Annotated in this window: 22 protein-coding genes and 1 pseudogene; 14 read left to right on the top strand and 9 right to left on the bottom strand. The window is 73.5% G+C overall.

Features of this window, described 5'->3' with window-relative positions; all coding sequences use genetic code 11:
• Positions 1–22: 22 nt before the first annotated feature.
• Together ACLJN9_RS02985 and ACLJN9_RS02980 are read right to left on the bottom strand one after the other, a co-directional pair.
• Positions 23–979 carry a DUF3500 domain-containing protein gene (locus ACLJN9_RS02985; RefSeq protein ID WP_410809401.1) on the bottom strand — a complete coding sequence of 319 codons (957 nt, stop codon included), beginning with the start codon at positions 977–979 and terminating at the stop codon, positions 23–25.
• 32 nt (positions 980–1,011) lie between these two features.
• Complete coding sequence (locus ACLJN9_RS02980) at positions 1,012–1,404, bottom strand: ankyrin repeat domain-containing protein (protein ID WP_410809400.1); 393 nt, start codon at positions 1,402–1,404, stop codon at positions 1,012–1,014.
• Between the two features lie 73 nt (positions 1,405–1,477).
• Between ACLJN9_RS02980 and ACLJN9_RS02975 the strand changes: the two genes are divergently transcribed.
• The 11 genes and pseudogenes from ACLJN9_RS02975 (at position 1,478) to ACLJN9_RS02925 (ending at position 9,103) form a co-directional block, all read left to right on the top strand.
• Positions 1,478–1,855, top strand: a complete 378-nt coding sequence (locus ACLJN9_RS02975) for a signal peptidase I (protein WP_410809399.1) — start codon at positions 1,478–1,480, stop codon at positions 1,853–1,855.
• A 106-nt stretch (positions 1,856–1,961) separates the two neighbouring features.
• Positions 1,962–2,417, top strand: coding sequence for a cysteine dioxygenase (locus ACLJN9_RS02970; RefSeq protein WP_410809398.1), 456 nt, complete (start codon positions 1,962–1,964; stop codon positions 2,415–2,417).
• A 50-nt stretch (positions 2,418–2,467) separates the two neighbouring features.
• On the top strand, positions 2,468–2,956 hold the full coding sequence (locus ACLJN9_RS02965; protein WP_410809397.1) for a rhodanese-like domain-containing protein: 489 nt from the start codon (positions 2,468–2,470) through the stop codon (positions 2,954–2,956).
• A gap of 52 nt (positions 2,957–3,008) precedes the next feature.
• Positions 3,009–3,575, top strand: a complete 567-nt coding sequence (locus tag ACLJN9_RS02960; protein WP_410809396.1) for a winged helix-turn-helix domain-containing protein — start codon at positions 3,009–3,011, stop codon at positions 3,573–3,575.
• Positions 3,576–3,822: 247 nt separating this feature from the next.
• Entirely contained in the window at positions 3,823–4,428 is a 606-nt protein-coding gene (locus tag ACLJN9_RS02955; protein WP_410809395.1) for a winged helix-turn-helix domain-containing protein, read from the top strand.
• 41 nt (positions 4,429–4,469) lie between these two features.
• The gene (locus ACLJN9_RS02950; protein ID WP_410809394.1) at positions 4,470–5,120 is read left to right on the top strand and encodes a uridine kinase; all 651 of its coding nucleotides are present in this window, start codon (positions 4,470–4,472) and stop codon (positions 5,118–5,120) included.
• A 176-nt stretch (positions 5,121–5,296) separates the two neighbouring features.
• Positions 5,297–5,695 carry a TraR/DksA family transcriptional regulator gene (locus tag ACLJN9_RS02945; RefSeq protein WP_410809393.1) on the top strand — a complete coding sequence of 133 codons (399 nt, stop codon included), beginning with the start codon at positions 5,297–5,299 and terminating at the stop codon, positions 5,693–5,695.
• Positions 5,696–5,743: 48 nt separating this feature from the next.
• Entirely contained in the window at positions 5,744–6,616 is an 873-nt protein-coding gene (locus ACLJN9_RS02940; protein WP_410809392.1) for a DUF72 domain-containing protein, read from the top strand.
• Between the two features lie 298 nt (positions 6,617–6,914).
• On the top strand, positions 6,915–7,343 hold the full coding sequence (locus ACLJN9_RS02935; RefSeq protein WP_410809391.1) for a DUF2267 domain-containing protein: 429 nt from the start codon (positions 6,915–6,917) through the stop codon (positions 7,341–7,343).
• Positions 7,344–7,575: 232 nt separating this feature from the next.
• A pseudogene (locus ACLJN9_RS02930) lies at positions 7,576–7,812 on the top strand (hypothetical protein); the annotation flags it as partial.
• Between the two features lie 16 nt (positions 7,813–7,828).
• A complete protein-coding gene (locus tag ACLJN9_RS02925) occupies positions 7,829–9,103 on the top strand; it encodes a cupin domain-containing protein (protein ID WP_410809390.1) in 1,275 nt (424 codons plus the stop codon).
• Positions 9,104–9,128: 25 nt separating this feature from the next.
• On the opposite strand, the gene ACLJN9_RS02920 is transcribed toward ACLJN9_RS02925, so the two are convergent.
• The 5 genes from ACLJN9_RS02920 to ACLJN9_RS02900 form a co-directional block, all read right to left on the bottom strand.
• The gene (locus ACLJN9_RS02920; RefSeq protein WP_410809389.1) at positions 9,129–9,794 is read right to left on the bottom strand and encodes a hypothetical protein; all 666 of its coding nucleotides are present in this window, start codon (positions 9,792–9,794) and stop codon (positions 9,129–9,131) included.
• Positions 9,791–12,466: an FtsK/SpoIIIE domain-containing protein gene (locus ACLJN9_RS02915; RefSeq protein ID WP_410809388.1), complete on the bottom strand. Its 2,676-nt coding sequence runs from the start codon at positions 12,464–12,466 to the stop codon at positions 9,791–9,793. Before ACLJN9_RS02915 ends, ACLJN9_RS02920 begins: the two co-directional genes overlap by 4 nt.
• Complete coding sequence (locus tag ACLJN9_RS02910; RefSeq protein ID WP_410809387.1) at positions 12,459–13,487, bottom strand: hypothetical protein; 1,029 nt, start codon at positions 13,485–13,487, stop codon at positions 12,459–12,461. The genes ACLJN9_RS02915 and ACLJN9_RS02910 overlap by 8 nt, the downstream gene beginning before the upstream one ends.
• A 5-nt stretch (positions 13,488–13,492) precedes the next feature.
• The gene (locus ACLJN9_RS02905; protein WP_410809386.1) at positions 13,493–13,753 is read right to left on the bottom strand and encodes a hypothetical protein; all 261 of its coding nucleotides are present in this window, start codon (positions 13,751–13,753) and stop codon (positions 13,493–13,495) included.
• A gap of 152 nt (positions 13,754–13,905) precedes the next feature.
• Positions 13,906–14,298: a hypothetical protein gene (locus ACLJN9_RS02900; RefSeq protein ID WP_410809385.1), complete on the bottom strand. Its 393-nt coding sequence runs from the start codon at positions 14,296–14,298 to the stop codon at positions 13,906–13,908.
• Between the two features lie 138 nt (positions 14,299–14,436).
• Between ACLJN9_RS02900 and ACLJN9_RS02895 the strand changes: the two genes are divergently transcribed.
• From ACLJN9_RS02895 to ACLJN9_RS02885, 3 genes are read left to right on the top strand one after another with little or no spacing between them, the layout of a single operon-like run.
• Positions 14,437–16,992, top strand: coding sequence for an ATP-dependent Clp protease ATP-binding subunit (locus ACLJN9_RS02895; protein WP_410809384.1), 2,556 nt, complete (start codon positions 14,437–14,439; stop codon positions 16,990–16,992).
• Complete coding sequence (locus tag ACLJN9_RS02890) at positions 16,989–17,204, top strand: hypothetical protein (RefSeq protein WP_410809383.1); 216 nt, start codon at positions 16,989–16,991, stop codon at positions 17,202–17,204. The genes ACLJN9_RS02895 and ACLJN9_RS02890 overlap by 4 nt, the downstream gene beginning before the upstream one ends.
• The gene (locus tag ACLJN9_RS02885; RefSeq protein ID WP_410809382.1) at positions 17,204–17,554 is read left to right on the top strand and encodes a DUF3140 domain-containing protein; all 351 of its coding nucleotides are present in this window, start codon (positions 17,204–17,206) and stop codon (positions 17,552–17,554) included. Before ACLJN9_RS02890 ends, ACLJN9_RS02885 begins: the two co-directional genes overlap by 1 nt.
• 56 nt (positions 17,555–17,610) lie before the next feature.
• On the opposite strand, the gene ACLJN9_RS02880 is transcribed toward ACLJN9_RS02885, so the two are convergent.
• Positions 17,611–17,856: a hypothetical protein gene (locus ACLJN9_RS02880; RefSeq protein ID WP_410809381.1), complete on the bottom strand. Its 246-nt coding sequence runs from the start codon at positions 17,854–17,856 to the stop codon at positions 17,611–17,613.
• A gap of 68 nt (positions 17,857–17,924) precedes the next feature.
• On the bottom strand, positions 17,925–21,479 hold the full coding sequence (locus tag ACLJN9_RS02875) for a ThuA domain-containing protein (RefSeq protein WP_410809380.1): 3,555 nt from the start codon (positions 21,477–21,479) through the stop codon (positions 17,925–17,927).
• Positions 21,480–21,624: the final 145 nt, after the last annotated feature.

Here is a 21,624-nt window from a genome sequence, read left to right as displayed (position 1 = left end):
GTGCGCCAGGCCGACCCCTATCTCAGTGCGCGTGGGGATGGGACCGGTGGTGGGCGGCCAGGACGTCGGCGCCGAAGTCGCTGCTGGGGCGGCGCAACACGGTGTGCGCGTGGTTGCCGTCCGCGGAGGTGTTGTCGTACTCGATCAGCAGGTCGTCGCCCTGCACCCGGTAGTAGTGCCGTTGCCCCGGGCGGGTGGGGCCGGCCCAGGCGAAGTGCAGGTGGCCGCCCTGGAGTCGACGCGCCTCGCGGATGGCCAGCTCCGGTGGAAGCCGGTCCAGGTACAGCGCGACCACCTGGTCGAGCAGCGCGCGGCCGGTCGGCCCCAGGCGCTCCGCAGGTACGCCGAGCGGCTCCAGCGGCGCGTCGACGAGCCCGCGGGTGGCACTGATGATGTCCGCCGGCGCCTCGTCGGCGATGATCGCCGCGGCCCGCTCGGCCGGCCCCAGTGCGTCGAGCAGAGCCCGGGCGAGATCCTCCTCGACGCCGAGGGGCCGGGAGACCGGGCGGCCGGCGTACCGGACCGCGGCCGGGTTGGCACCGAAGAAGATCGGCGCCGGGGAGACCTGGTCGTCGACGACCGTCATGTTCACCGACAGGTGGTGGCCCTCCAACCGCCACGCCCAGCGGTCGTCGCGCGCCGGGTCGCCGAACACGGCGATCCAGTAGTCACCGCTGTGCCGCCCACGCCGCCAGCCCTCGGCCCGGTCCAGGACCTCCTCCAGCGCGATGATCGCCATCGCCTGGGCGTACGCCGTTGGGCTGAGAGCGGTGGCCAGCAGCCGGTGTGCGGCCTTGCGACCGGCGACGTCCAGCTCGGCGAGGCAGGCGCCGGGTCGGGGCCGGGGCCGGTACTCCAGCCAGCGTCGGGCGGGCTCGTCGTCGAACGGGCGTAGGGCTCGGTCACGGGCCGCCGGGGCGAGCGTGGCCAGCAGTGTGCCTGCGGCGGCGCGCATCTGCTCGGGCAGGGGATCTTCCACCGACCCTGTATACCGGGCCGTCCGCGAGCGCGTCAGCCGGCCCGCAGCAGCTGCGTCATCTCCGGCAGGTCGAAGAACTGGGCGGTCTCCGCCGCGGACGGGCTGCCGTGTGCCGGGTCGGCGCCGGCGGCGAGCAGCGCGCGGACCGCCTCGGTGCTGCTGCGGAACACCGCGGCGGCCAGCGCGCTCTGGCCGCGATCGTTGACCCGGGTGTGGTCGGCGCCGCGGGCCAGCAGGGCCGTCACGGTGGCCGGGTGGGAGTGGTACGCGGCGAGGATCAGCAGCGTGTCGCCCTTGTCGTTGGTGAGGTTGACGGGCAACCCGGCGTCGAGCTGCGCGGCCAGTTCCTCGGCGGAGCCCGCACGGGCGAGGTCGAACATGCGGTGCGCGAACGCCAGCGTCTCGGCGTCGAGGTCGTCGGTCACCGATCCAGGCTAGTCGAGGCCAACCGCCCTGGTACTGGTAGGTTGCTCGGCCGGCGCGGTGGGGGAGGGTCCGTTGGGTGAGACGGTGTACGTGGGCAACGCCGGCATCGACGGCGCCGGCAACGCCGGTTGGCTGCTCGGGCACTTCGCGCCGCCGGGGGAGATCCGGCACAGCACCGACGTCGAGGTGAAGTGGGGCGTGCACCCGCCCGGGGAGGCTCGCTCGCGGTGGGCGACGGGGGAGCGGCGGACCACCCTTCTCGTGCTGGTCGAGGGGCGGTTCCGGGTGGAGTTGCCGGATCGGACGGTGCGGTTGGCCGCGCCGGGTGACTACGTGGTGTGGGCGAGGGGGGTGGATCACTCCTGGTACGCCGAGTCCGCCTCGGTGGTGTTGACCGTGCGGTGGCCGTCGCTGCCCGGCTACCGGGTGGACCCACCGGTCCTACGGTGAGAGGCGGCGCGGATTGCGTGTCCCAGTAGTTGGAATTACCTACTAAACCTATAGGGTTTAGCGGCTAGAGTACGGGGGCACCCGCCGAACGACCGCGAGGACCGCCATGAACCACCGCCGCTCGGAGCCCGACCTGCTCGCCGTCGCCGCCCACTGGGCCGACCCGAGCGGTTGGCCGGTGCCACTGCGCTTCGATCCCGAGGAGCGCTGGTACGCCCGGCTCGCCACCGCTGACGACCACGAGGTGTGGGCGCTGAGCTGGCTTCCCGGGCAGGGCACCGACCTGCACGACCACGGCGGCTCCGCAGGGGCGTTCCGGGTGGTCGCCGGCGCGCTCACCGAGGAGACGGTCGTCGGTGGCACGTTGCGCCCCCGCCTGTTGGCCACCGGCTCCGGCCGCCGCTTCGGCCCCCGGCACGTGCACGTGGTCACCAACCGGGGCGCGGAGCCGGCGGTCAGCGTGCACGTCTACCGGCCGGCGCTGGTCCGGATGACCCGCTACCACCTCCTCGACGGGCGGCTGCGGGTCGCCGAGGTCGCCGAGGCCGGCCGCTCCTGGTGAGCAGCGGGCACCAACGATCGACCCTCACCTCATCGGAAGGAACCGAGAGAATGCAGGCAACCGCCGAGCGCTGTCCGGCCCCCGCACCGCCGCCGGGCTCCCGGGGCATCGACGAGATCCTGGCCGCCGCGCGCGTCCGGCTCGACCGGCTGGACCCGGAGCAGGCGCACCTGGCATACCGCGCCGGGGCGCTGCTGGTCGACATCCGCCCAGCGACCCAGCGGGCCGCACACGGCGTCGTGCCGGGCTCGCTCACGATCGAGCGCAACGTGCTGGAGTGGCGCTTCGACCCGCGCTGCCCTGCCCGGCTTCCGCAGGCCGTCGACTACGACGTAGCGGTGGTGATCCTCTGCCAGGAGGGCTACACCTCGTCGCTGGCCGCGGCCGCGTTGCAGGACATCGGCCTGCACCGGGCCACCGACGTGGTCGGCGGTTTCGCCGCCTGGCGGATCGCCGGCCTGCCGGCCCTCGGCCCGACCCCGTTGCACCGTGCGTCCCCCCTCGCGTCCCCGGTCACCGCCGGCCCGGCGCGCCGCTGACCGCCACGCCGCATCGCGCGTGGCGGGCGTACCGCCATCCCCAGGAGGCACCATGTCCGTCGTCGCCATCTCCACGCGCCCCCACCACCCGGTGGCTCGCCCCGCCCGCCAACGCACCGGCCCCACCCTCACCATCACCCTCGACCTCGCCCCGGGGCCGGTGAGCCCTCGACTGGCCCGCCTGGTCCAGCTGCTCGGCGAGCTGGCCGAGTCGGGCGAGGACCGGCTACGCGCCGTCGACGAGCTCCCGCCGGGGCCGCGGCCGGTCCCCGGCCCCGCCGCGGCGCCCCGCGACGAGGCGTCCGTCGTCGACGACGCCGAGCAGGTCCACATCTTCGCCGGCTCGCGGGTGGTCCGCCGGGGCGACCGGGTCATCCCACTGACCCGCATCGAGTACGAGCTGCTGCTGTTCCTGGCCGAGCGGCCGCGCCGGGTCTTCACCCGCCTCCAGCTTCTGAGCAACGTCTGGGGGTACGAGCACGCGGTGGCCCGGACGGTGGACGTGCACGTCCGGCGGCTGCGCGCGAAGCTGGCCGACGGGCCGGTCGTCACCACGGTCTACGGGGTGGGTTACCGACTGGCCGACGAGGCCCGGATCAGCGTGGACAGCAGCCGCTGAGCCCGGCCGGGCGGCGGTCGCAACGGCCGCGATCAACCGGACGGGGACCCCCGTATCGGGTCATCTGGGCGGCTCTGCTGTAATCATCAGGCTTCGTACGCAGAGCGAGCACTCGGCTCCGATGTGTTCGTCAATTGTCACATTCATGCAACGTAGCCGCCTCTTGACCCTCGCCCGGGCGCCGGGAAGCATCGATGAAGCGGCGTCCCGGGCCGTGGGGAGATACCCGGATCAGCCAAGGAGGACCATGTCGGTCAGCCCCGCCTCGTCGCGCGCCGGATGGCATACGTCCCAACCCGCGGTTCCAGGTCGACCTCCCGGCGGTCAGCGCCGCCCGGCGAACACCGCCGCGCCCATGCTCACCGTGACACTGTCCATCCCGCTCGCCTGTGAGGAGTCGCTGACCCCGCCGGCCCGCCGGCTGCTCGACGCCGCCCGTGAGCTCCTGGAGCACGGCGAGGGCATGATCATCAGCGCGGTCCCGGCGGAACGCCGCGCCGACGCGGTGCCCGTTCACCGTTCGCCGGCGCGGCCGATCGCCTCGACCATCCCCGCCCTGCACATCCTCGCCTCGTCCCGCTCGGTGCTGCGCGACGACGAGCCGCTGCCGCTGACCCGGCTGGAGTTCGACCTGCTCCTGCACCTGGTCGCCCACCCCCGCCGGGTGTTCACCCGACTGCAACTGCTCAACGCCGTCTGGGGCTACGAGCACGCCGGGGTCCGCACCGTCGACGTCCACGTGCGCCGGCTGCGCGGCAAGGTCGGTGTGGACGTGCCCCTGGTCACCACCGTCTACGGCGTGGGCTACCGCCTGTCCGACGACGCCCGGGTCAGCATCGACCGCACCGGCTGACCGGCGCAGCCGAGCAGCCCGGGGCGGGGCAGGATGGTCCGGTGCGCATCCGACCCATCTCGCCCGACCTGCTCGTCAGCGAGCTGACCGACCGGCTGGCCGACGCCGCGGCCTCTGCCGCGACCGCCACCGCCGGGCCAGGGCGGCTACGGGTGGCGCTCGACGGCGCGCCCGCCGCCGGCCCGGACGAGCTGGCCGCCGCGCTGGTCGACCCGCTGCGCGCCGCGGGCCACCCCGTACTGCACGTACGCGCCGACGACTATCTCCGGCCCGCGTCCCTGCGCTTCGAGTTCGGCCGGAGCAACCCGGACGCCTACTACGAGGGCTGGGTGGACGAGGTCGGGCTGCGTCGGGAGGTGCTCGATCCGGCCGGCCCGGGCGGCACCGGGCGGATGCTCCCCTCGCTCTGGGACGCCACCGCCGACCGGGCCAGCCGCGCCCGCTACGTCGACCTGCCACCCGGCGGCGTCGTCCTGGTCAGCGGCGCGCTGCTGCTCGGTGGCGGCCTGCCCTTCGACATCACCGTCCACCTGGAGCTCTCCGCCGCGGCGCTGCGTCGGCGTACCGAACCGGCCCGGAACTGGACCCTGCCGGCCTTCGACCGGTACGCCGAGGAGGTCGTTCCGGCCAGCTTCGCCGACGTGGTGGTGAGGGCCGACGACCCCCGCCGCCCCGCGCTCGTGGAGCCGTGAGCCGACGGCTGACAGACGCCCGAAAATCGCCGGTTTGATCGACTCCTCGGGCGGGTACTCGCCCGGCTCACAGAGCACGGGTGACCGCTCGTGCACCGCATGCGACCGTGACCGGGGCCAGACGCCGCGGCATCCCGGCTCGCCGTGCGCCACAGGCCCAGGAAAGGCAGGCAGCGATGCTCGTCCACGACACGGTCGGTACCGGTCGTACCCAGACGGAGGTCGACCAGATCCGGCTCTCCCTGCAGGCGCGCTACGACGAGCTGACCGCGGAGTACGAGCACGCCGTGCTGCAGAGTCAGGTGCTGCGGTTGGTGGAGGTTGGTGACACCGCGGGCGACGACCAGGCCGACAGCGGCACCAAGACCGCCGAACGGGACACCGCGCAGTCTCTGCTGCGCACCATCCTCGACCGCCGTACCCAGTACGAGCACGCCCTCGGCCGGCTTTCCGAAGGCACCTACGGCTGGTGCGAAGGCTGTTCGGCGGCGATCCCCGTGGAACGGCTGGAGATCTTCCCGTCCGCCACCACGTGCGTGACCTGCAAGCAGACCCGAGAGCGGCGGGCGGCCTGAGTCAGCTGAGCGGTTGCCGGTCGGTCCACGACGCGATGGACTTCTTCCATGGGTGAGATTCTGGTGGGCACCGCGTCCTGGACCGACCGCACACTCCTGGACTCGGGGTGGTATCCGCAGACGGCGGACACGCCGGAGAAGCGGCTGGTCTACTACGCCCGGCAGTTTCCGCTGGTCGAAGTGGACGCCACCTACTACTCGCCGCCCGCCGAGGCGACCGCGCGACTCTGGGCCGAGCGCACCCCGGCCGGCTTCACGTTCAACATCAAGGCGTTCAGCCTGCTGACCGGGCACCCCACCCGGGTCAGCGCGCTCTACAAGGACCTGCGGCCGGACACCGACAAGAAGAACGTCTATCCCGACGACCTGCCGGCCCAGTCGTACGAGGAGGTGTGGACACGCTTCCTGTCCGCGTTGGACCCGCTGGTGCGGGCCGGCAAACTGGGAGCGCTGCTCTTCCAGTTTCCGCCCTGGTTCGGCATCAAACGGGACAACAAGCAGTACCTGCTCGAGGTGGCGAAGCGCTGCGCGCCGCTGCGCCCGGTCTTCGAGTTCCGGCACGCCTCCTGGTTCGACGGCGCCAACGCCGACGAGACCCTGACCTTCCTCCGCGAGCACAAACTGCCGTTCGTCTGCGTGGACATGCCGCAGGGCCACCGCTCGTCGGTGCCGCCGGTGCTGGCCGCCACCGCGGACCTCGCGATGGTGCGTTTCCACGGCCACAGTGACAAGTGGACCAGCAAGGACATCCACGAGAAGTTCGGCTACGACTACTCCAAGCGGGAGTTGGCCGAGTGGGCGCCGAAGCTGCGTGAGCTGGCCGACGACGCCGGGCAGACCCATCTACTTCTCAACAATTGCTACCGCGACTTTGCCCAGACCAACGCGAAGACCTTGGCCGGGCTCCTCGGCGTGGACTGACCGGCGCCGCCCGCTCACCCGATCGGGGTGGGGCCGCCTCACCCGCCTGACGGGCAGGCTGGCAGGTGCGTGCGGTCGGATCGGCGGCCGGCGCCGAGAAACGACACGGAGGTGACGGGGATGACGGTTCGACTGGTGACGGATAGACGGCGTGGTGCCGTCCTGCACGTGGTCGGTACGGCCGACAACGCCCGGCGCGCGCCGCAGGGCAGCCCGGTGCGAGCCCGACGCGGGCCGGCGGGCCCGCCGCGTCGCAATGACGACCAACGGTGGGAGACCGGGGAACGGGGGTCGACCCATGGCTGACCAACCGATCTCGGCGTTCGAGTCGTCGCTGGACAAGACGAACCTGATCCTCAAGGACATCGAGAACGCCTACGGCTGGCCGAAGGACCGGCGCAACCAGTCGTACGCGGCCCTGCGCACGGTGCTGCACCTCCTTCGTGACCGGTTGCCGGTCAACGAGAGCGTGGAGTTCGCCCAGCAGTTGCCGGTGCTGGTCCGGGGGATCTACTTCGACGGCTGGAACCCGTCCGATGTGCCGATCAAGCTCAACCGCGACGACTTCCTCTACGAGGTCCGTCAGGGTTTCCCGTACGACGCCGAGGGTGGCCCGGAGCGGGTGGCGCAGGTCGTGTTGGACACCCTGCGACGGCACGTCACCCAGGGCGAGTGGCAGGACGTGAAGGACACCATGCCCAAGGACCTGGCCACGATGCTGCCGTGACGCCACGAGCCCGCCCGGGAGCCGTCGGGCGGGCTCAGGCGCCGGTCGGGTCCGCGGAGGTGCACATCAGCCTCACCGGCACACCCTCGTACCGACCCGCCGCCGGGGAACCGCCCGTGTGGCCCGGATCCGGCGTCTACGGTGTGGGTTAGAGAAGATCGCGCGTGGGGTACCACCCGCTGCACGACGGACCCCGGCGTACGGGCGGGGCGGCACATCCGAGGGAGTACCGATGGCACTCAACGATGACGACATTCAGACGACGGGTGGCGGCGGCCTGGAGGGCCCGGCCGACGGCGGTGCGACCTCTGGTCACCAGGACGGTGGCGCAGACGGTGGCGCGGAGGGTCCCGCCGACGGCGGTGCGACTCCGGGTCACCAGGACGGTGGCGCAGACGGTGGCGCGGAGGGTCCCGCCGACGGCGGTGCGACTCCGGGTCAGCAGGACGGTGGCGCTGACGGCAGCGCCCGGTAGCGGCACCACCATGACGCACCTCGACCCGCCGGGCGGCCACGGCCGCCCGGCGGTTCCGTCCGCCAGTGCCGCCGCGGCGCTGGCCCGCTGCGTGTCGGTCGAGCCGGCCAAGTTCGCCGCCGCGCACTGGGGCCACACGCCGCTGCTGTCCCGCGCCGCCGAGCTGCCCGACACGGCCGGCTTCACCGACCTGTTCGGCCCCGCCGACGCCGACGAACTGCTCAGCCGGCGCGGTCTGCGTACCCCCTTCCTGCGCATCGCCAAGGACGGCCAGTTGGTGCCGGCGGGCCGGTGGACCGGCGGCGGTGGCGCCGGGGCCGAGATCGGCGACCAGGTGCTCGACGAGCGGGTCCTGGAGCAGTACGCCAGCGGCGCCACCCTGGTGCTGCAGGGTCTGCACCGGATCTGGCCGCCGCTTGTCGACTTCGCCCGCGACCTGGGCCTCGCGCTGAACCAGCCGCTGCAGGTCAACGCCTACCTCACACCGGCGGGCAGCCAGGGCTTCGCCACCCACTACGACACCCACGACGTGTTCGTCCTGCAGGTCGACGGCCGCAAGCACTGGCGGATCCACGCTCCGGTACTGCCCGACCCGCTCGAGAAGCAGGCCTGGGGTGGCCGTGCCGACGAGGTGACCGCCACCGCGCAGGGCCCCGCCGCGCTGGACGTGGTGCTCGCCCCCGGCGACGCCCTCTACCTGCCGCGCGGTTGGCTGCACAGTGCTCAGGCGCAGGAGGCCAGCTCGCTGCACCTGACGGTGGGCATCCGCGCGTTGACCCGCTACGCCCTGGTCGAGGAGCTGCTCACGCTGGCTGCCGAGGACCAGCGGCTGCGCGCCAGCCTGCCGTTCGGCACCGACGTGGCCGACCCGGACGCCATCGAGCCGGAGCTGACCGAGACGGTGGAGGCGCTGCGGGACTGGCTGCTCCGCGCCGATCCGGGCGCCGTCGCGGCGCGCCTGCGGCAGCGCACCTGGCCAGCCGCCCGCCCGGCGCCGATCCGGCCGCTCGCCCAGGCCGGCGCGCTGGCCGCACTGGACGCCGACTCCCGGCTCACCCTGCGCCCCGGCCTGCGCTGGCAGCTCGTGGCGCACGGGTCGGACACGGTGGCGCTGCGGTTGTTCGATCGCACCATCACGCTGCCCGCCGACTGCGAGCCGGCGGCCCGCGCGCTGCTCACCGGCGCGGTCACCCGGGTCGGCGACCTGCCCGGGCTGCCCGACGACGCCGATCGGATCACCCTGGCCCGTCGACTGTTGCGCGAGGCCGTCCTGGTCCCGGCCTGAGCGACGCCTCGACGCGTCGGCCCGGTCAGCGGCCGAGCACCAGCAGCAGCGCGGTCGTGAGCAGGCCGGCGCCGAGCACCACGATGATCGGCCGCGGCCCGAGCACCGCGTGCCGGCGGTCCGCCAACAGCCGCGCCGGCACCAGACCGATCAGTGGCCCGAGCAGGGTCACCACCAGCGCCAGCACCGGCATCCCGACGGCGAGGTCGCCGCCGTAGGAGACGCCGAGTGCTCGCGCGGCGACCCCCAGCGCGTACGCCAGCAGGGCGCCGGTCACTCCGCAGAGCGCCAGCAACGGGTTGACCGAGCCGGGCAGCTCACCCGGCTGCCCGGTTCGGTCGAGCAGGTCCCTGGCCCGGCTGAGCAGCAGCACCGGGTCCGCTGCGGCACCGCCGGCCGGGGCGGGCGGGCCACCGAGGCGCCGGGCGCCACCGCCGAGCCGCTGCCGTAGCTGCTGCCACAGGTGCGCCACCTCGGCGTCCACCATCTCCTGCTGCTCCCGGGCGGCGATCAGCTCCTCCTCGGCGCGCCGCACCTGGCCGGCGGCGTCGGCCACGGCACGGTCGGCCGCCGCGCACTGTCGCTCGTACCAGGTGTGCGCCTCGGCGCGCTGCTCGCCAACCTTGGTGGTCAGTTCCGCCAGCCGCCGCAGCTGCGCCGCGTACGACTCACTGGTCACCGGTTGGTTCATCGCGACGGTCCATAGGGGATGACCACCTGGCCGGTGCGGTGCACCGCCCGGTCGAAGAAGAGCCCTCGCCACGGGCGCGGATACCAGTCCGGGCCACCGGTGCCCGGGTAGAGCGACGCGCCCAACTCGCCGCCGTGTGCGTCCAACGCCACCCAGGCGCCGATCTGGTCGGTACGGGCCGCCGGCCCGCCCAGGTCGGCGCGCATCCGGGCCACCCCCCGCCACCAGGCGAGCACGTGGGTCCGCCGCTCCGGGCCCTCGTGCAGGATCCGACGCAGCTGCTCCAGGCCGGTTCGCCGCCCCGCCCGTGCGGCCAGCGCCCCGGCCGCCGCGTCGACCGCGAACAGCAGCAGGTAGTGCGGCTCGCCGAGGCCGCCCAGTCCGTCGGCCGTCTCGGCCATCAGCTCGCCGACGGTCTCCTCGTCGTACCAGGCGGCGTCGTCGGCCAGGTCGTCGTAGAGCGCCCGGGCCACCGGGTCGGCGTCGGCGTCCAGGCAGGCGATGGAGAACCGGGCCGTGCCCGGCGGATGCTGGCGGGCCAGCGATCGGGCCGCCGCGTCCAGCACCGCGCACGCCTCGTCCACCCGGGTGCCCAGGACCGCGAGGTTACGCCCGGGGGCGCGCGGCAGCCGCAGCGCCGCCGAGCGGGCCTGCACGTCGATGATCTCGCCGAGCAGGGCCACCGGGCTGCGCGGCGCCTTCCCGTCGGGTGGCAGGGCCAGCGCCCGGTAGTCCGGTGCCTCCGCCAACCGGGGGATCGCGTCGCCGTCGAAGAGCCGGGCCGGCGCCGCGTCGGGGGGCCGCATCCGCCACAGCCGGTTCTGCAGGCCGCTCCAGGCCTCCCAGTCACCCGCCGACGGGATCCGGGCCACCTCGTTGCCCTCGACCATGCCCGACTCGGCGTTGACGACCGCGTGCCAGCGCGGCAGGGACTGCGCCGCGTCGTTGCGCTCGGCGAGGATACGCAGTGCCTTGGGTAGCGCGATACGCAGGGCGAACTGGGCGACCAGCGCCGGGCGACCCCACAGCGCCTCGATGCCCCGCACGTCCTGCGACGCGAGCACCAGGTGGATGCCCTGCGACCGGCCCCGCCGGGCCAGGTCCTCCAGCAGATCGGCCGCCTCCCGGGCCACCACGTCCCGACCGGCCAGCAGCATCTGGAACTCGTCGACCACCGCGACGATCCGCGGCCAGTGCCCGGTCGGGTCGACCGCGCGCAGCTCGGCCAGCTTGGTCACCTCGTGCTTCTTGGCCGCGTCGGCCCGCCGGCGCAGCTCCTCGGCGAGGAACCGCAGCAGCGCCAACCCGAACTCCCGGTCGGTGTTGACGTTGATGCCGACCAGTCGCATGTGCGGCAGCCAACTCGGGTCGCGCCGGCCCTGCGCGAACCGGGCGAAGGACACCCCCTCCTTGAAGTCCAGCAGGTAGAACTCCAGCTCGGCGGGGGAGTAGCGGGCGGCGAGGGCGCCGATCCAGGCGAAGATCAGGTTGGTCTTGCCGGTGCCGGACGGCCCACCGATCAGCGCGTGCGGCGGGTAGTCGCCCAACGTCAGCCGCACCGGTCGGCCCTGCGGCCCCTCACCGATCGGGGCGGTCAGCCCGCCGGAGGAGTCCTCCCGCCACATCAGCTCCGGCGGCGGCAGCAGGTCGGCGAACGGTGCCGGCGGTGGGCCGGCGTTCACCCGGGCGGCGGCCTCCCGGCAGGTCTCGGTGACCAGCGTCGCCGGCGGGGGCGGGTCCAGCCGGACCGGCAGACCGGACGGGCCGCCGACCCGGGCCTCGGACGGCTCGGCCACCACCCGGGTCACCGTCGGGTCCTCGGGCAGCGGTACGCCGCGGACCACCAGGTGCACCCCGCAGGCCGCGCCGGCCCGCACCACCCGGTCCAGCTGCCCGCGCTCGTGCCGGTTCAGCTCGTCGCCGCCGAGCAGCACCGCCACCCGCCACGGCTCGGGTCGACGGCCGGTGGCCGCGGCCAGCTCCCGCAGCGAGCCGTACTCGCCGGCCAGCACGGTCTCGTTGATCCGGCGGATCTGCTCGACCAGGTCGTCCAGCAACGGGCCCAGCCCGCCCGGGCCGACGAAGGTGAGCAGCCCGGCGGTGCCCAGCGGCGCGAATCCGGCCAGGCCGCCGCCGAGGTGCTCCGGGTCGTACCCGATCAACCGGACCGCGCCCGGGTCGGCGCGGCCGACGGCCCGCAGCAGCAGCGCGGAGACCACCGCGTCGCAGCCGGCGCGGTCGTTTCCGGACAGGTGCACGTGCCCTGCGTCGAGCAGCGGCACCAGCGCGGGCACCGGGTCCACGTCGTCGATCCGGACGGTGCCGATGCGCAGCGCACCCGGCGGCTCGGCGCGGCGGGCGGGCGTCGGCGTCCATCCCGTCCAGTCGGCCCCGGCGCAGCCGGGCGCCTCCCAGCGGGCGGCTTCGGCGGCCTGGCGGGCCAGCTCGGCGATCCGGGCGGAGTGTAGGGCGTCGATCTCGGCCAGCCGGCGGTCCCGCTGGGCGCCCACCCGCTGCGGTACGGCGTCGGCCGCCCGGCGGACCCGGGCCAGCCGCTCCCGCCCGGCGGTCAGCTCGGCCTGCGCCGCGGACAGGCGGGTGCGGGTCGCGCCCAGCGCCTCGGCGAGGGAGTCCCGGACCCGGGTGGCCAGCTGGCTGCGCCGGTCAGCCATCGGAGCCCCGTCGGCGTGGTGGTGCCGGCGCGTCCCGCCACGGGCTGCCCGCGCGCGGCGGCAGCGCACCGGAGCGCGGCCGGGCGACACCGCCGGGCGGGCGACCCGGTGCGCCGGGGCGCTGCGCCGTGCCAGCCGGTTGCCCGCCGCCAGCCGGTTGCCCGCCGCCAGCCGGTTGCCCGCCGGCGGTGGGCAGGTCCCGGCCGAGCCGGGCGAGCAGCAGCCCGGTCGCCACGCCGGCGGTCACCGCGGAGTCCGCGGCGTGTGGCGGCTCCCCGGAGGCACGCGGCGGGGGCATCCGGCACACCCGGGTCAGCAACGTCTCCAGCACCGGCGGCGGCAGCCCGGGCAGCAGGTCCCGGACCCGCCCGTCCAACTCCCCCCGCAGCCGGCCGAGGTCGGTGGCGCGCGGCGGGTGCCCCAGCAGCTCACCGGCCAGCTCGCGCAGCAGCGGTGGCGTCAGGGCCGCCATCCCCAGCCCCACGTCGGCGGGGGCGCGGCGCAGTTCGGTGCGCAGCCGGTCCCGGTCGCCGGAACGCACCCCGCGCACGACGCGGCGCAGCAGTTCCTGGGAATCGTCCACGCGTTCGTCGGGCTCGTCGGCGCCGGAGTCGCGGCCCCCGGTCAGCTCCGCCACCCGCACCGACCACCAGCGGCGCAGCCGGACCTGCTCGGCGGGCGCCGGCGGCACAGCGGTCGGCCCTGCCGACGGTGGCGTGTCGTGTCGAGGTTCGCGCGGCTGCGGGCGGGGTGCCGGCGCGCCGTCCGCGCTGAGCCCGATCGCGGTCAGGTACGCCGACAGCTGCTCCTGCGCCACCCGCAGCGCGTAGCCGGCGCTCTCGGCGTGCTCGGTGGCGGCGGACAGCTCCGGCACCCCCATCGGGTTGGCCGACTCCTGTCGTACCCAGCGCAGCCGCTCCGCGGCCAGGCCGAACTTCTCCAGTGCCTGCCCCAGCAGGCCCACCGGAAACTCCTCGGTGGCGGCGCGGACCTGCCCACCGACGTCCTCGATGATGGACACGACGCCTACAGGGTGGAGACGTAGAGCTGGGCCTGCTCCACCGCGACCAGTGTCGCGGCGAGACACTCCTCCAGCTCCTGGCTGGCCTGGGTCAGCGACGCCTGAGCCGCCTCGACCGTCTCGTGCCCGCTGCCCTCCAGCGCGCCGGCCAGGGTCTGCTGCGCCTCGGCCAGCTTCTCGCCGGCCGCCTGCACGGCTGTCTGCCCGTCGGAGATCTGTTCCAGGGCGACATCGATGGCAGCCTTCAGCTCGGCGACGCTCGCCACGGCGGAACCTCCTGGGGGCGGGGAGATCTCCATTAGAGCCTACCGGCGTCGGCGGGAGAACATCCGCCCTGTCGGTGTTCCTGCCCGCCTGTCCGCTTGGCACCCGGAAGTGCCGGGAGTCCGTTCTGTGGGAGTCCCAGTGCGAACACTTCTCAGCTTGTTGCGGGTGCGTCGTGCAGCCACCGTGGCCCGTAGACCTCGGCGCCCAGGGCGGTGACCCGGGCGCGCAGCTCCCGGTCGGCGGTGACCACCAGCCGGCGACGCTGCGGGGCGGCCCGCACCAGGTCGACCACCGTGTCGTCCCCGGAGCCGGCGGCGGACACCACGCGGACGCCGTCGGTGCCCGGCACGTTCCGCGCGGCCCCCTCGACCACGAGCACCACCTCGACCGGGGCGGGCAGCCGGGCCGGCAGCCCGACGGTGGCCACCGGCGCCAGCGAGTCGCGCAGCCGGGCGGCGGCCCCGGCCCGGTCCCGCCACCACCCGTTCGGGCGTGAGCCGACCACGTTGGCGCCGTCGATGATCAGCAGCGGGGTCTCCGTCATGGCGTCAGCGTGCCACCACCGGCCGGCGCCGTCCCGCTGCCACTCCCGGAGGGCCCGTCCGCCGCCGGTGCGGCGTTTGTCGGGACGACCGCCGGGTAGCCCCTGGCGACCGTGCCGCGCCCGACTGCGGAGGAGATCATGATGGGACCCGGTGACTTCGGCTCCGACCCGTGGGATGAGTTCCTGGCCCGGTACTTCGGCCGGGGTGAGGGAGGACGCCGACCCGCGCACCGGGTCGACATCACCCGGCTGATGACGGCCGACGCCCGGGAGATGCTCGCCGACGCGGCCCGTCGGGCCGCCCAGCGGCAGAGCAGCGACCTGGACACCGACCATCTGCTCTGGGCGGCGCTGCAACGTGAGCCTCTGCGGGACCTGGTCCGTCGGGCCGGCGCCGACCCGGACACCCTGCTCAACGCGCTCGGCGGAAAGGGCGACGGCGCGCCGCGCGGTGAGGTCCCGCCCAACCTGTCGTTGACCCCGGCGGCGAAACGGGCGCTGCTCGACGCCCACCAGCTGTCCCGGGCGATGGGCGCCAACTACATCGGCCCCGAACACATCCTGATGGCGTTGCCGCTCAACCCGGAGTCACCGGCCGGGCGGATGCTGGCCGCCGGCCGGATCCAGCCCGAGTCGTTGCAGGCCGCCAACGCCGAGCGCGGGCCGATGGCCGGCCCGAAGCCGGACCGCGGCACCCCCACCCTGGACCAGTACGGGCAGGACCTCACCGACCTGGCCCGCAACGACCAGATCGACCCGGTGATCGGGCGCGCCGACGAGATCGAGCAGGCCGTGGAGATCCTGTCCCGGCGGACCAAGAACAACCCGGTGCTGATCGGTGAGGCCGGTGTGGGCAAGACCGCCATCGTGGAGGGTCTGGCCGAGCGGATCTGCGACGGCGACGTGCCACAGACCCTTCTCGGCAAGCGGGTGGTCCAGCTCGATCTGGCCGGCCTGGTCGCCGGCACCCGCTATCGGGGCGACTTCGAGGAGCGCCTGAAGAAGGTCATCGACGAGATCCGGGCGCACCGGGACGAGTTGATCATCTTCATGGACGAGATTCACACCCTGGTCGGGGCCGGTGGTGCCGGCAGCGAGGGCGGGATGGACGCGTCCAACATGCTCAAACCGGCACTGGCCCGCGGTGAGCTGCGGGTCATCGGGGCGACCACGCTGGACGAGTACCGCAAGAGCATCGAGAAGGACGCCGCGCTGGCCCGACGCTTCCAGCCGGTGCTGGTGCCCGAGCCGGGCGTCGACGACACCATCGCCATCCTGCGCGGGCTGCGCGACCGGTACGAGGCGCACCACCAGGTGCGCTTCAGCGACGAGGCGCTGGTCGCCGCCGCCGAACTCTCCGACCGGTACGTCACCGACCGGTTCCTGCCGGACAAGGCCATCGACCTCATCGACCAGGCCGGCGCCCGGGTCCGGCTGCGCACCCGCACCCCCGCCTCCGACGTGCGGGAGCTGGAGCAACAGCTCGACGAGGTACGCCGGGACAAGGAACAGGCCGTCACCGACGAGCAGTACGAGCGGGCCTCGGCGTTGCGCGACCGGATCGCCGAGCTGGAGGATCAGATGCGCCGCGCCAACGGCGACGACGGTCTCTCCTCCCAGGTGCCCGAGGTGAGTCCGAAGGAGATCGCCGAGGTGGTCTCCCGGGCCACCGGGATCCCGGTCAGCCAGCTCACCGAGGAGGAGCGGGACCGACTGCTGCGCCTCGAGGGGCACCTGCACCAGAAGGTGGTCGGCCAGGACGACGCAGTCACCGCGGTGGCCGAGGCGGTCCGCCGCTCCCGCGCGGGGCTGGCCGACCCGGAGCGGCCGATGGGCAGCTTCCTGTTCCTCGGCCCGACCGGCGTCGGCAAGACCGAGCTGGCCCGCGCCCTGGCCGAGGCGTTGTTCGGTGAGGCGGACCGGATGGTCCGGGTCGACATGAGCGAGTTCCAGGAGCGGCACACGGTCAGCCGGCTGGTCGGGGCGCCACCCGGGTACGTCGGCTACGAGGAGGCCGGCCAGCTCACCGAGGCGGTGCGTCGCCGACCGTACGCGGTGGTGCTGCTCGACGAGATCGAAAAGGCCCACCCCGACGTGTTCAACATCCTGCTCCAGGTGCTCGACGACGGGCGGTTGACCGACAGTCAGGGTCGCACGGTGAACTTCAAGAACACCGTGCTGATCATGACGAGCAACCTCGGCTCCGAGCTGATCACGGGCAGCCAGCGCGCCGTCGGGTTCGGCACCGGCGCCCCGGGCAGCGAACAGGAGAACGACGAGCTGCGTGAGCGGCTGATGCGCCGCCTGCAGGAGAACTTCCGCCCGGAGTTCCTCAACCGCATCGACGAGGTCATCATCTTCCGCCGGCTGGAGGCCGAGCAGCTGCGCCAGATCACCGGACTGCTGCTGGAGGAGACCCGCCGCCGGCTGCACGCCCAGGACATCCAGGTGGAGTTCACCGCCGCCGGCATCGACTGGCTCGCCGAGCACGGCTACCAGCCGGAGTTCGGGGCCCGCCCGCTGCGCCGGGTGATCCAGCGGGAGGTGGACAACCACCTCTCCCGGATGCTGCTGGAGTCGGCGATCTCCCCCGGGCAGAAGGTCATCGTGGATGCCCGCGACGACCAGCTCTCCTTCGACGTGACCGCGGGCGAGCGGGGGTACACCGCCGCCACGACCTCGCATCCGCGATGAGCGGGAAGGCGCGACGACCGGCCGAGGAACCGCACGAGCCTCCGCACGCCGCGGACGCCCGGGACGAGGACGACGACGACCATCCCGACCCGATCCTGGCGCCGCCCACCGCGAACCCCCGCAGGACGCGGGTGCCGCCCGGCGGCCTGCACCCGAAGACCGACCAGGACGACCCGGAGACGTCCGGGCGCCGCCCGCGAGAGGAGACCTGATGGTACGCGACACGCGGCTCGACCCCGAGGTGGAAGTGCTCTGGGAGGACTTCCACGCCGAGGTCAACGTCCCTTCGGAGCAGCTGCGCACCTGGTTGCTGACCAGGGGTTCCGGGGAGGAGTCGTTCGGTGCGAACCCGAACCTCGACCTGCCGCAGCCGGGCCGGGAGATCCTCAAGGTGCTGAAGAAGCGCAGGGTCGACCTCACCAGAGAGGACATCGAGGTGATGCGGGACGCGGTCGATCGGATCCGCGAGCTGATGGACGCCAAGCCGAAGCGCGGCAACGCCGACGACGAGTGGCGGCACTCGCTGCTCGACCTGGGTCACGACCCCCTCGTCGAACGCTGAGCGGTGCCACGCTCGACGGTGCCGTCCCCGGGTGGGGACGGCACCGCCGCGGCACGCTACTGGCCCTGGTCGGGCTCCAAGCTGGCGATGGTCAGCCCCGCCGCGTCCGCGGCGGCGTCCCGATCGCCGCGGGTCCGGTCCTCGCGGCTGAGCAGGTTGGCGTACTCGGTGATGTCGGCCGGGTCGGGCACCTCCGGCAGCCGGCGCAGGAACGCCTCCACCTCGCGGGTGGCGGCAGTGTGCGCGGCGGCCGCCTGGCGGAGCAGCTCCCGGTCGTCGGCGTTCGGGTAGAGGTCGGTCATGTCCGCCAGATACCCGACCGGCGGCGGTTCGCACCGCCACCGGCCGGGCATTACCGGCGGTACGCGCGTCAGCCGACCACGGTCAGCCGCCACCGCTGGTTGGCCGCGCCGGCGCAGGTCCACTGGATCAGTGCCGCCCCGTCGGCGGAGGAGTTGCCGTTGACGTCCAGGCAGAGCCCGCTGTGCCGGGCTCTGAGGTCGTACACCCCGGTGGTGGCGGTGGGCGCCGCCTGCCACTGCTGACTGGTGGCCGTACCGCAGGCCTCCTGCACGACCGCGGCCCCGGCGGCGGTGGAACCGCCGGTCACCGCCAGGCACTTGCCGCTGTGCGTGGCCCGCAGTGTGACCGCGCCGCCGCCGGCGTCGACCGCCTGCCACTTCTGGTTGGCGCCGCCGGTGGCCGGCCACTGGTGGACGACGGCCCCGTCGGCGGTGGACACCCCGTTGACGTCGGCGAGCTTGCCGCTGTGCTGGGCGGTCAGGGTGTACGTCTTTCCGGCGACTCCACCAGGCGCGGTGCCCACCCCGGCCCCGCCGAAGGTCATCGAGTCCAGGTCGAACGAGTTGTTCTGGCCGGACCGGAAGACCAGGTACAGCTTGTGGGTGCCGCCCAGCGCAGCGACGTTCACCGCAGGTTGCTGCTGGTAGACGTCCCAACCGCCGGTGTTCGGCACCGCCTGCGTGGCGAGCAGCTGACCGGTCGGCGAGTCCGCGCGCACCTCGACGCTGCCGCCCCCGGACGGCGAGGAGACCCGCAGACTCACCGTGGTGATGCCCTGGAGGCTCATCGGGTCGAACATGACCCAGTCACCGTCGCTGACGTCGCCGATCCGTTTGCCGCTCTCCGCGCCGGCCTGCTCGACGACCCGCACCCCGGACTGGGCGGTGAAGAACTCGGCCTGCTTGTGCTTGGGTTGCAGCAGGGCGCGGCCGTACCCGGTCAGCGCCGGCACGCCGGTGGCGCCGCGGTCCTGGTAGCGGGCGTTGAGCACGTAGTACAGGTTCGCGCCGTCGGGGTGCCCGCCGAGCAGATCCGTGGAGATGGTCCCCGAGCAGCCCGGGTAGTCGGTGGTGCCGTGCTCGTGGTCGTCGTGCCCGAGCGACGGGTTGACCAGCACCTTCGTGCAGTCGATCGTGCCGTCCTCCGGGTCGGTGACGGTGACCGTGTATGCCACCTGCTGACCGAAGTCGAGCATGCCGCCGCTGGGCGGCCCGGTGATCCGCACCGTCGGGGCGGTGTTGCCCACGGTGATCGGCACGTTGGCGAAGGCGCTGCGCCCGGTGTTGTCCCGCACGGTCAGCTTCGCGGTGAAGACGCCGTTGGCGGTGTAGGTGTACGTCGGGTTGGCGGCGGTGGAGTCGGTGCTGCCGTTGCCGTCGAAGTCCCAGGCGTACGTGATGGTGTTGCCCGGGTCCGGGTCGGCGGAGCCGGCGCTGGAGAACTGCACGGCCAGTGGGGCGCGCCCGTTGGTGGGTGTGCCGGTGGCCTTCGCCAGCGGGGCCCGGCCGCCGCTGACGTAGTCGATCCGGTAGAGCCCGGAGTCGTTGTTGCCGCCGCCGAAGCTCGAGCCCCACTCCAGCAGGTAGAGGGCGCCGTCGGGGCCGAAGCGCAGATCCATCGGCTTGACGAAGTTCCCGCCCGGCAGGAACGGGTTGATCTTCACGAGCGAGCCGTTGGCGTCGAAGTGGATCTCTTTGAGGTAGTTGCGGGACCACTCGTAGAAGAAGTGCACGCCGTCGTAGTACGCGGGGAACTTCGTCGGCGACGGGTTGGCGGCGTTGTACCGGTAGACCGGCCCGCCCATCGGCGCGGCCCCGCCGGAGCCCAGCTCAGGGAACTGCGGCGACGCGCCGTAGCCGTACCAGATCTGCGGCTGGACCAGCGGCGGCAGGGCGGTCAGGCCGGTGTTGTTGGGCGAGTTGTTGACCGGGTTGGCGCAGTTGAACTTCGTACCGACGACGCCGGTGTCCGGGTTGTACGGCGCGTACGGCTGGTTGTCGCCGTGGCAGAACGGCCAGCCGAAGTTGCCGGCCTGCTTGATCACGTTCAGCTCGACGAGCCCCTCGGGGCCGCGCTCGGTGGTCGGCCCGCCCCGGTCCGGCCCGTAGTCGGCCAGGTTGACCCACCCCTTCACCGGGTCGACCGAGAAGCGGAACGGGTTGCGGAAGCCCATCGCGTAGATCTCCGGCCGGGTCTTCGCGGTGCCCGGCGCGAACAGGTTCCCACCGGGCACGGTGTACGTCCCGCCCGGCTCCGGGTGGATGCGCAGCAGCTTTCCGCGCAAATCGTTGGTGTTGCCGGCGGAGCGGGCCGCGTCCAGGAAGCTCCGGCCCGGCCGCCAGTCCAGCGGCGCGTAACCCTGCCAGGCGGGATCGTAGTTCGGCGGGCTGTCGTCACCGGTGGACAGGTAGAGGTTGCCGCCCGGGCCGAAGGCCAGGTAGCCACCGGTGTGGCCGGGCTCGGGGAAGCTGCGGTCCCGGTACGCCGGCACCTCCAGCAGCACCTTCTCGCTGCCGGTGTCGAGAGTGTCGCCGCTGACCGTGAACCGGGACAGCCGGTTGACGTCGGTCGGGCTGGCCTGTGGCGAGTGGTACAGGTAGATCCAGCCGTTGGTGGTGAAGCTCGGGTCCAGCGCCATGCCGACCAGGCCGTCCTCGCCGCCGGTGTAGACCGGCAGCGTGCCGGCGGTGACGGTGCCGCTGGCGGACGGCTTGAAGATCTTCACCTGGCCGCCGCGCTGGACGTAGAAGACGCGCCCGTCGGCCGCCACGTCGACCGCCATCGGGTCGACGGTGTTCTGGTCCAGTGACACCTTCTCGAAGTTGCCCCAGACCGTGCCGCCGCAGTCGCCGGCGGCCACCCCGGCGGCCCACTGCACGCCACCGAGCACGTGCTGGCGGAAGAACGACTCGGTGTAGGAGGCCTTGGCGTGCCCCATCGCGGTGGTCCACACCCGCGCCGCGCCGACGTTGCGGCACCAGGAGATGGGGTGGTCGGCGCCCATCGCGCTGCCGCCCGGGTTGTAGGTGCGCTCGTCGGCGGTGACCAGGACGTGCACGTCACCTCGGGGGTTCCTGTCGAAGTTGTACCACTCCTCGCTGCGCTGCCACCGGTCCGGCAGCATGACGCTCGACGGGTGCGCCCGGTCGGCGACGTGCGCGGTGCCGGCCAGCACCCCGGGGGAGTGCTCGGGCATGTGCGCACCGGCGTTGACTAGGTCGTCCCACCAGGGAAAGGAGCCCTCGATGCCCATGTCGGTGGCGTTGTGGATGGCCGCGATCCCGCCGCCGCCCGCCACGTAGCTCTGCAACGCCTGACGCTGGGCGTCGGTGTCCCAGACCATGCCGGAGGTCTGGAACATCACCACGACGTCGAAGGTGGCCAGGCTGGCCGGGGTGAAGACCGCGGAGTCCTCGGAGTGCACGACGGTGAAGCCGTTCTGCGCGGCGAGCTCGTTGAACATCGCGACACCGTCGGGAATGGAGTCGTGCCGGTAGCCGGCCGTCTCGGAGAACAGCAGCGCGCGGAACGGGGCCGCGGCGGTGGCCGGCGCGGCCGGCCCGACCAGCAGGGACAGCAGCAGGGTGGACAGGGCGCCCAGTACGAGGTGTCGGCGGCGCATGCCGGCTCCCTTCCTCGAAGTGCGGAATTGGCCGCCCGTGGGCCGGGCGGAGGGGGGTTGCGACGCGCCGCCGATGGGTTTCCCCGCGCTCGCCGGTGATGTCGACCGGCCGGCCGGCCTCACCGTGTGCCTTGCCGCCACCCTG

The organism is Micromonospora sp. 067-2 (assembly GCF_046549295.1).
Classification (GTDB): domain Bacteria; phylum Actinomycetota; class Actinomycetes; order Mycobacteriales; family Micromonosporaceae; genus Micromonospora.
This window is presented reverse-complemented; position numbering and strand designations above follow the sequence as displayed.

What these genes read in the sequence shown, in the direction of transcription:
- ACLJN9_RS02970 (WP_410809398.1), top strand. Translation starts at nt 1,962, where the DNA reads ATGAACCACCGCCGCTCGGAGCCCGACCTGCTCGCCGTCGCCGCCCAC.
- ACLJN9_RS02965 (WP_410809397.1), top strand. Translation starts at nt 2,468, where the DNA reads ATGCAGGCAACCGCCGAGCGCTGTCCGGCCCCCGCACCGCCGCCGGGC.
- ACLJN9_RS02960 (WP_410809396.1), top strand. Translation starts at nt 3,009, where the DNA reads ATGTCCGTCGTCGCCATCTCCACGCGCCCCCACCACCCGGTGGCTCGC.
- ACLJN9_RS02955 (WP_410809395.1), top strand. Translation starts at nt 3,823, where the DNA reads ATGTCGGTCAGCCCCGCCTCGTCGCGCGCCGGATGGCATACGTCCCAA.
- ACLJN9_RS02945 (WP_410809393.1), top strand. Translation starts at nt 5,297, where the DNA reads ATGCTCGTCCACGACACGGTCGGTACCGGTCGTACCCAGACGGAGGTC.
- ACLJN9_RS02940 (WP_410809392.1), top strand. Translation starts at nt 5,744, where the DNA reads ATGGGTGAGATTCTGGTGGGCACCGCGTCCTGGACCGACCGCACACTC.
- ACLJN9_RS02935 (WP_410809391.1), top strand. Translation starts at nt 6,915, where the DNA reads ATGGCTGACCAACCGATCTCGGCGTTCGAGTCGTCGCTGGACAAGACG.
- ACLJN9_RS02925 (WP_410809390.1), top strand. Translation starts at nt 7,829, where the DNA reads ATGACGCACCTCGACCCGCCGGGCGGCCACGGCCGCCCGGCGGTTCCG.
- ACLJN9_RS02920 (WP_410809389.1), bottom strand. Translation starts at nt 9,794, where the DNA reads ATGAACCAACCGGTGACCAGTGAGTCGTACGCGGCGCAGCTGCGGCGG.
- ACLJN9_RS02915 (WP_410809388.1), bottom strand. Translation starts at nt 12,466, where the DNA reads ATGGCTGACCGGCGCAGCCAGCTGGCCACCCGGGTCCGGGACTCCCTC.
- ACLJN9_RS02900 (WP_410809385.1), bottom strand. Translation starts at nt 14,298, where the DNA reads ATGACGGAGACCCCGCTGCTGATCATCGACGGCGCCAACGTGGTCGGC.
- ACLJN9_RS02895 (WP_410809384.1), top strand. Translation starts at nt 14,437, where the DNA reads ATGATGGGACCCGGTGACTTCGGCTCCGACCCGTGGGATGAGTTCCTG.
- ACLJN9_RS02890 (WP_410809383.1), top strand. Translation starts at nt 16,989, where the DNA reads ATGAGCGGGAAGGCGCGACGACCGGCCGAGGAACCGCACGAGCCTCCG.
- ACLJN9_RS02885 (WP_410809382.1), top strand. Translation starts at nt 17,204, where the DNA reads ATGGTACGCGACACGCGGCTCGACCCCGAGGTGGAAGTGCTCTGGGAG.
- ACLJN9_RS02880 (WP_410809381.1), bottom strand. Translation starts at nt 17,856, where the DNA reads ATGACCGACCTCTACCCGAACGCCGACGACCGGGAGCTGCTCCGCCAG.
- ACLJN9_RS02875 (WP_410809380.1), bottom strand. Translation starts at nt 21,479, where the DNA reads ATGCGCCGCCGACACCTCGTACTGGGCGCCCTGTCCACCCTGCTGCTG.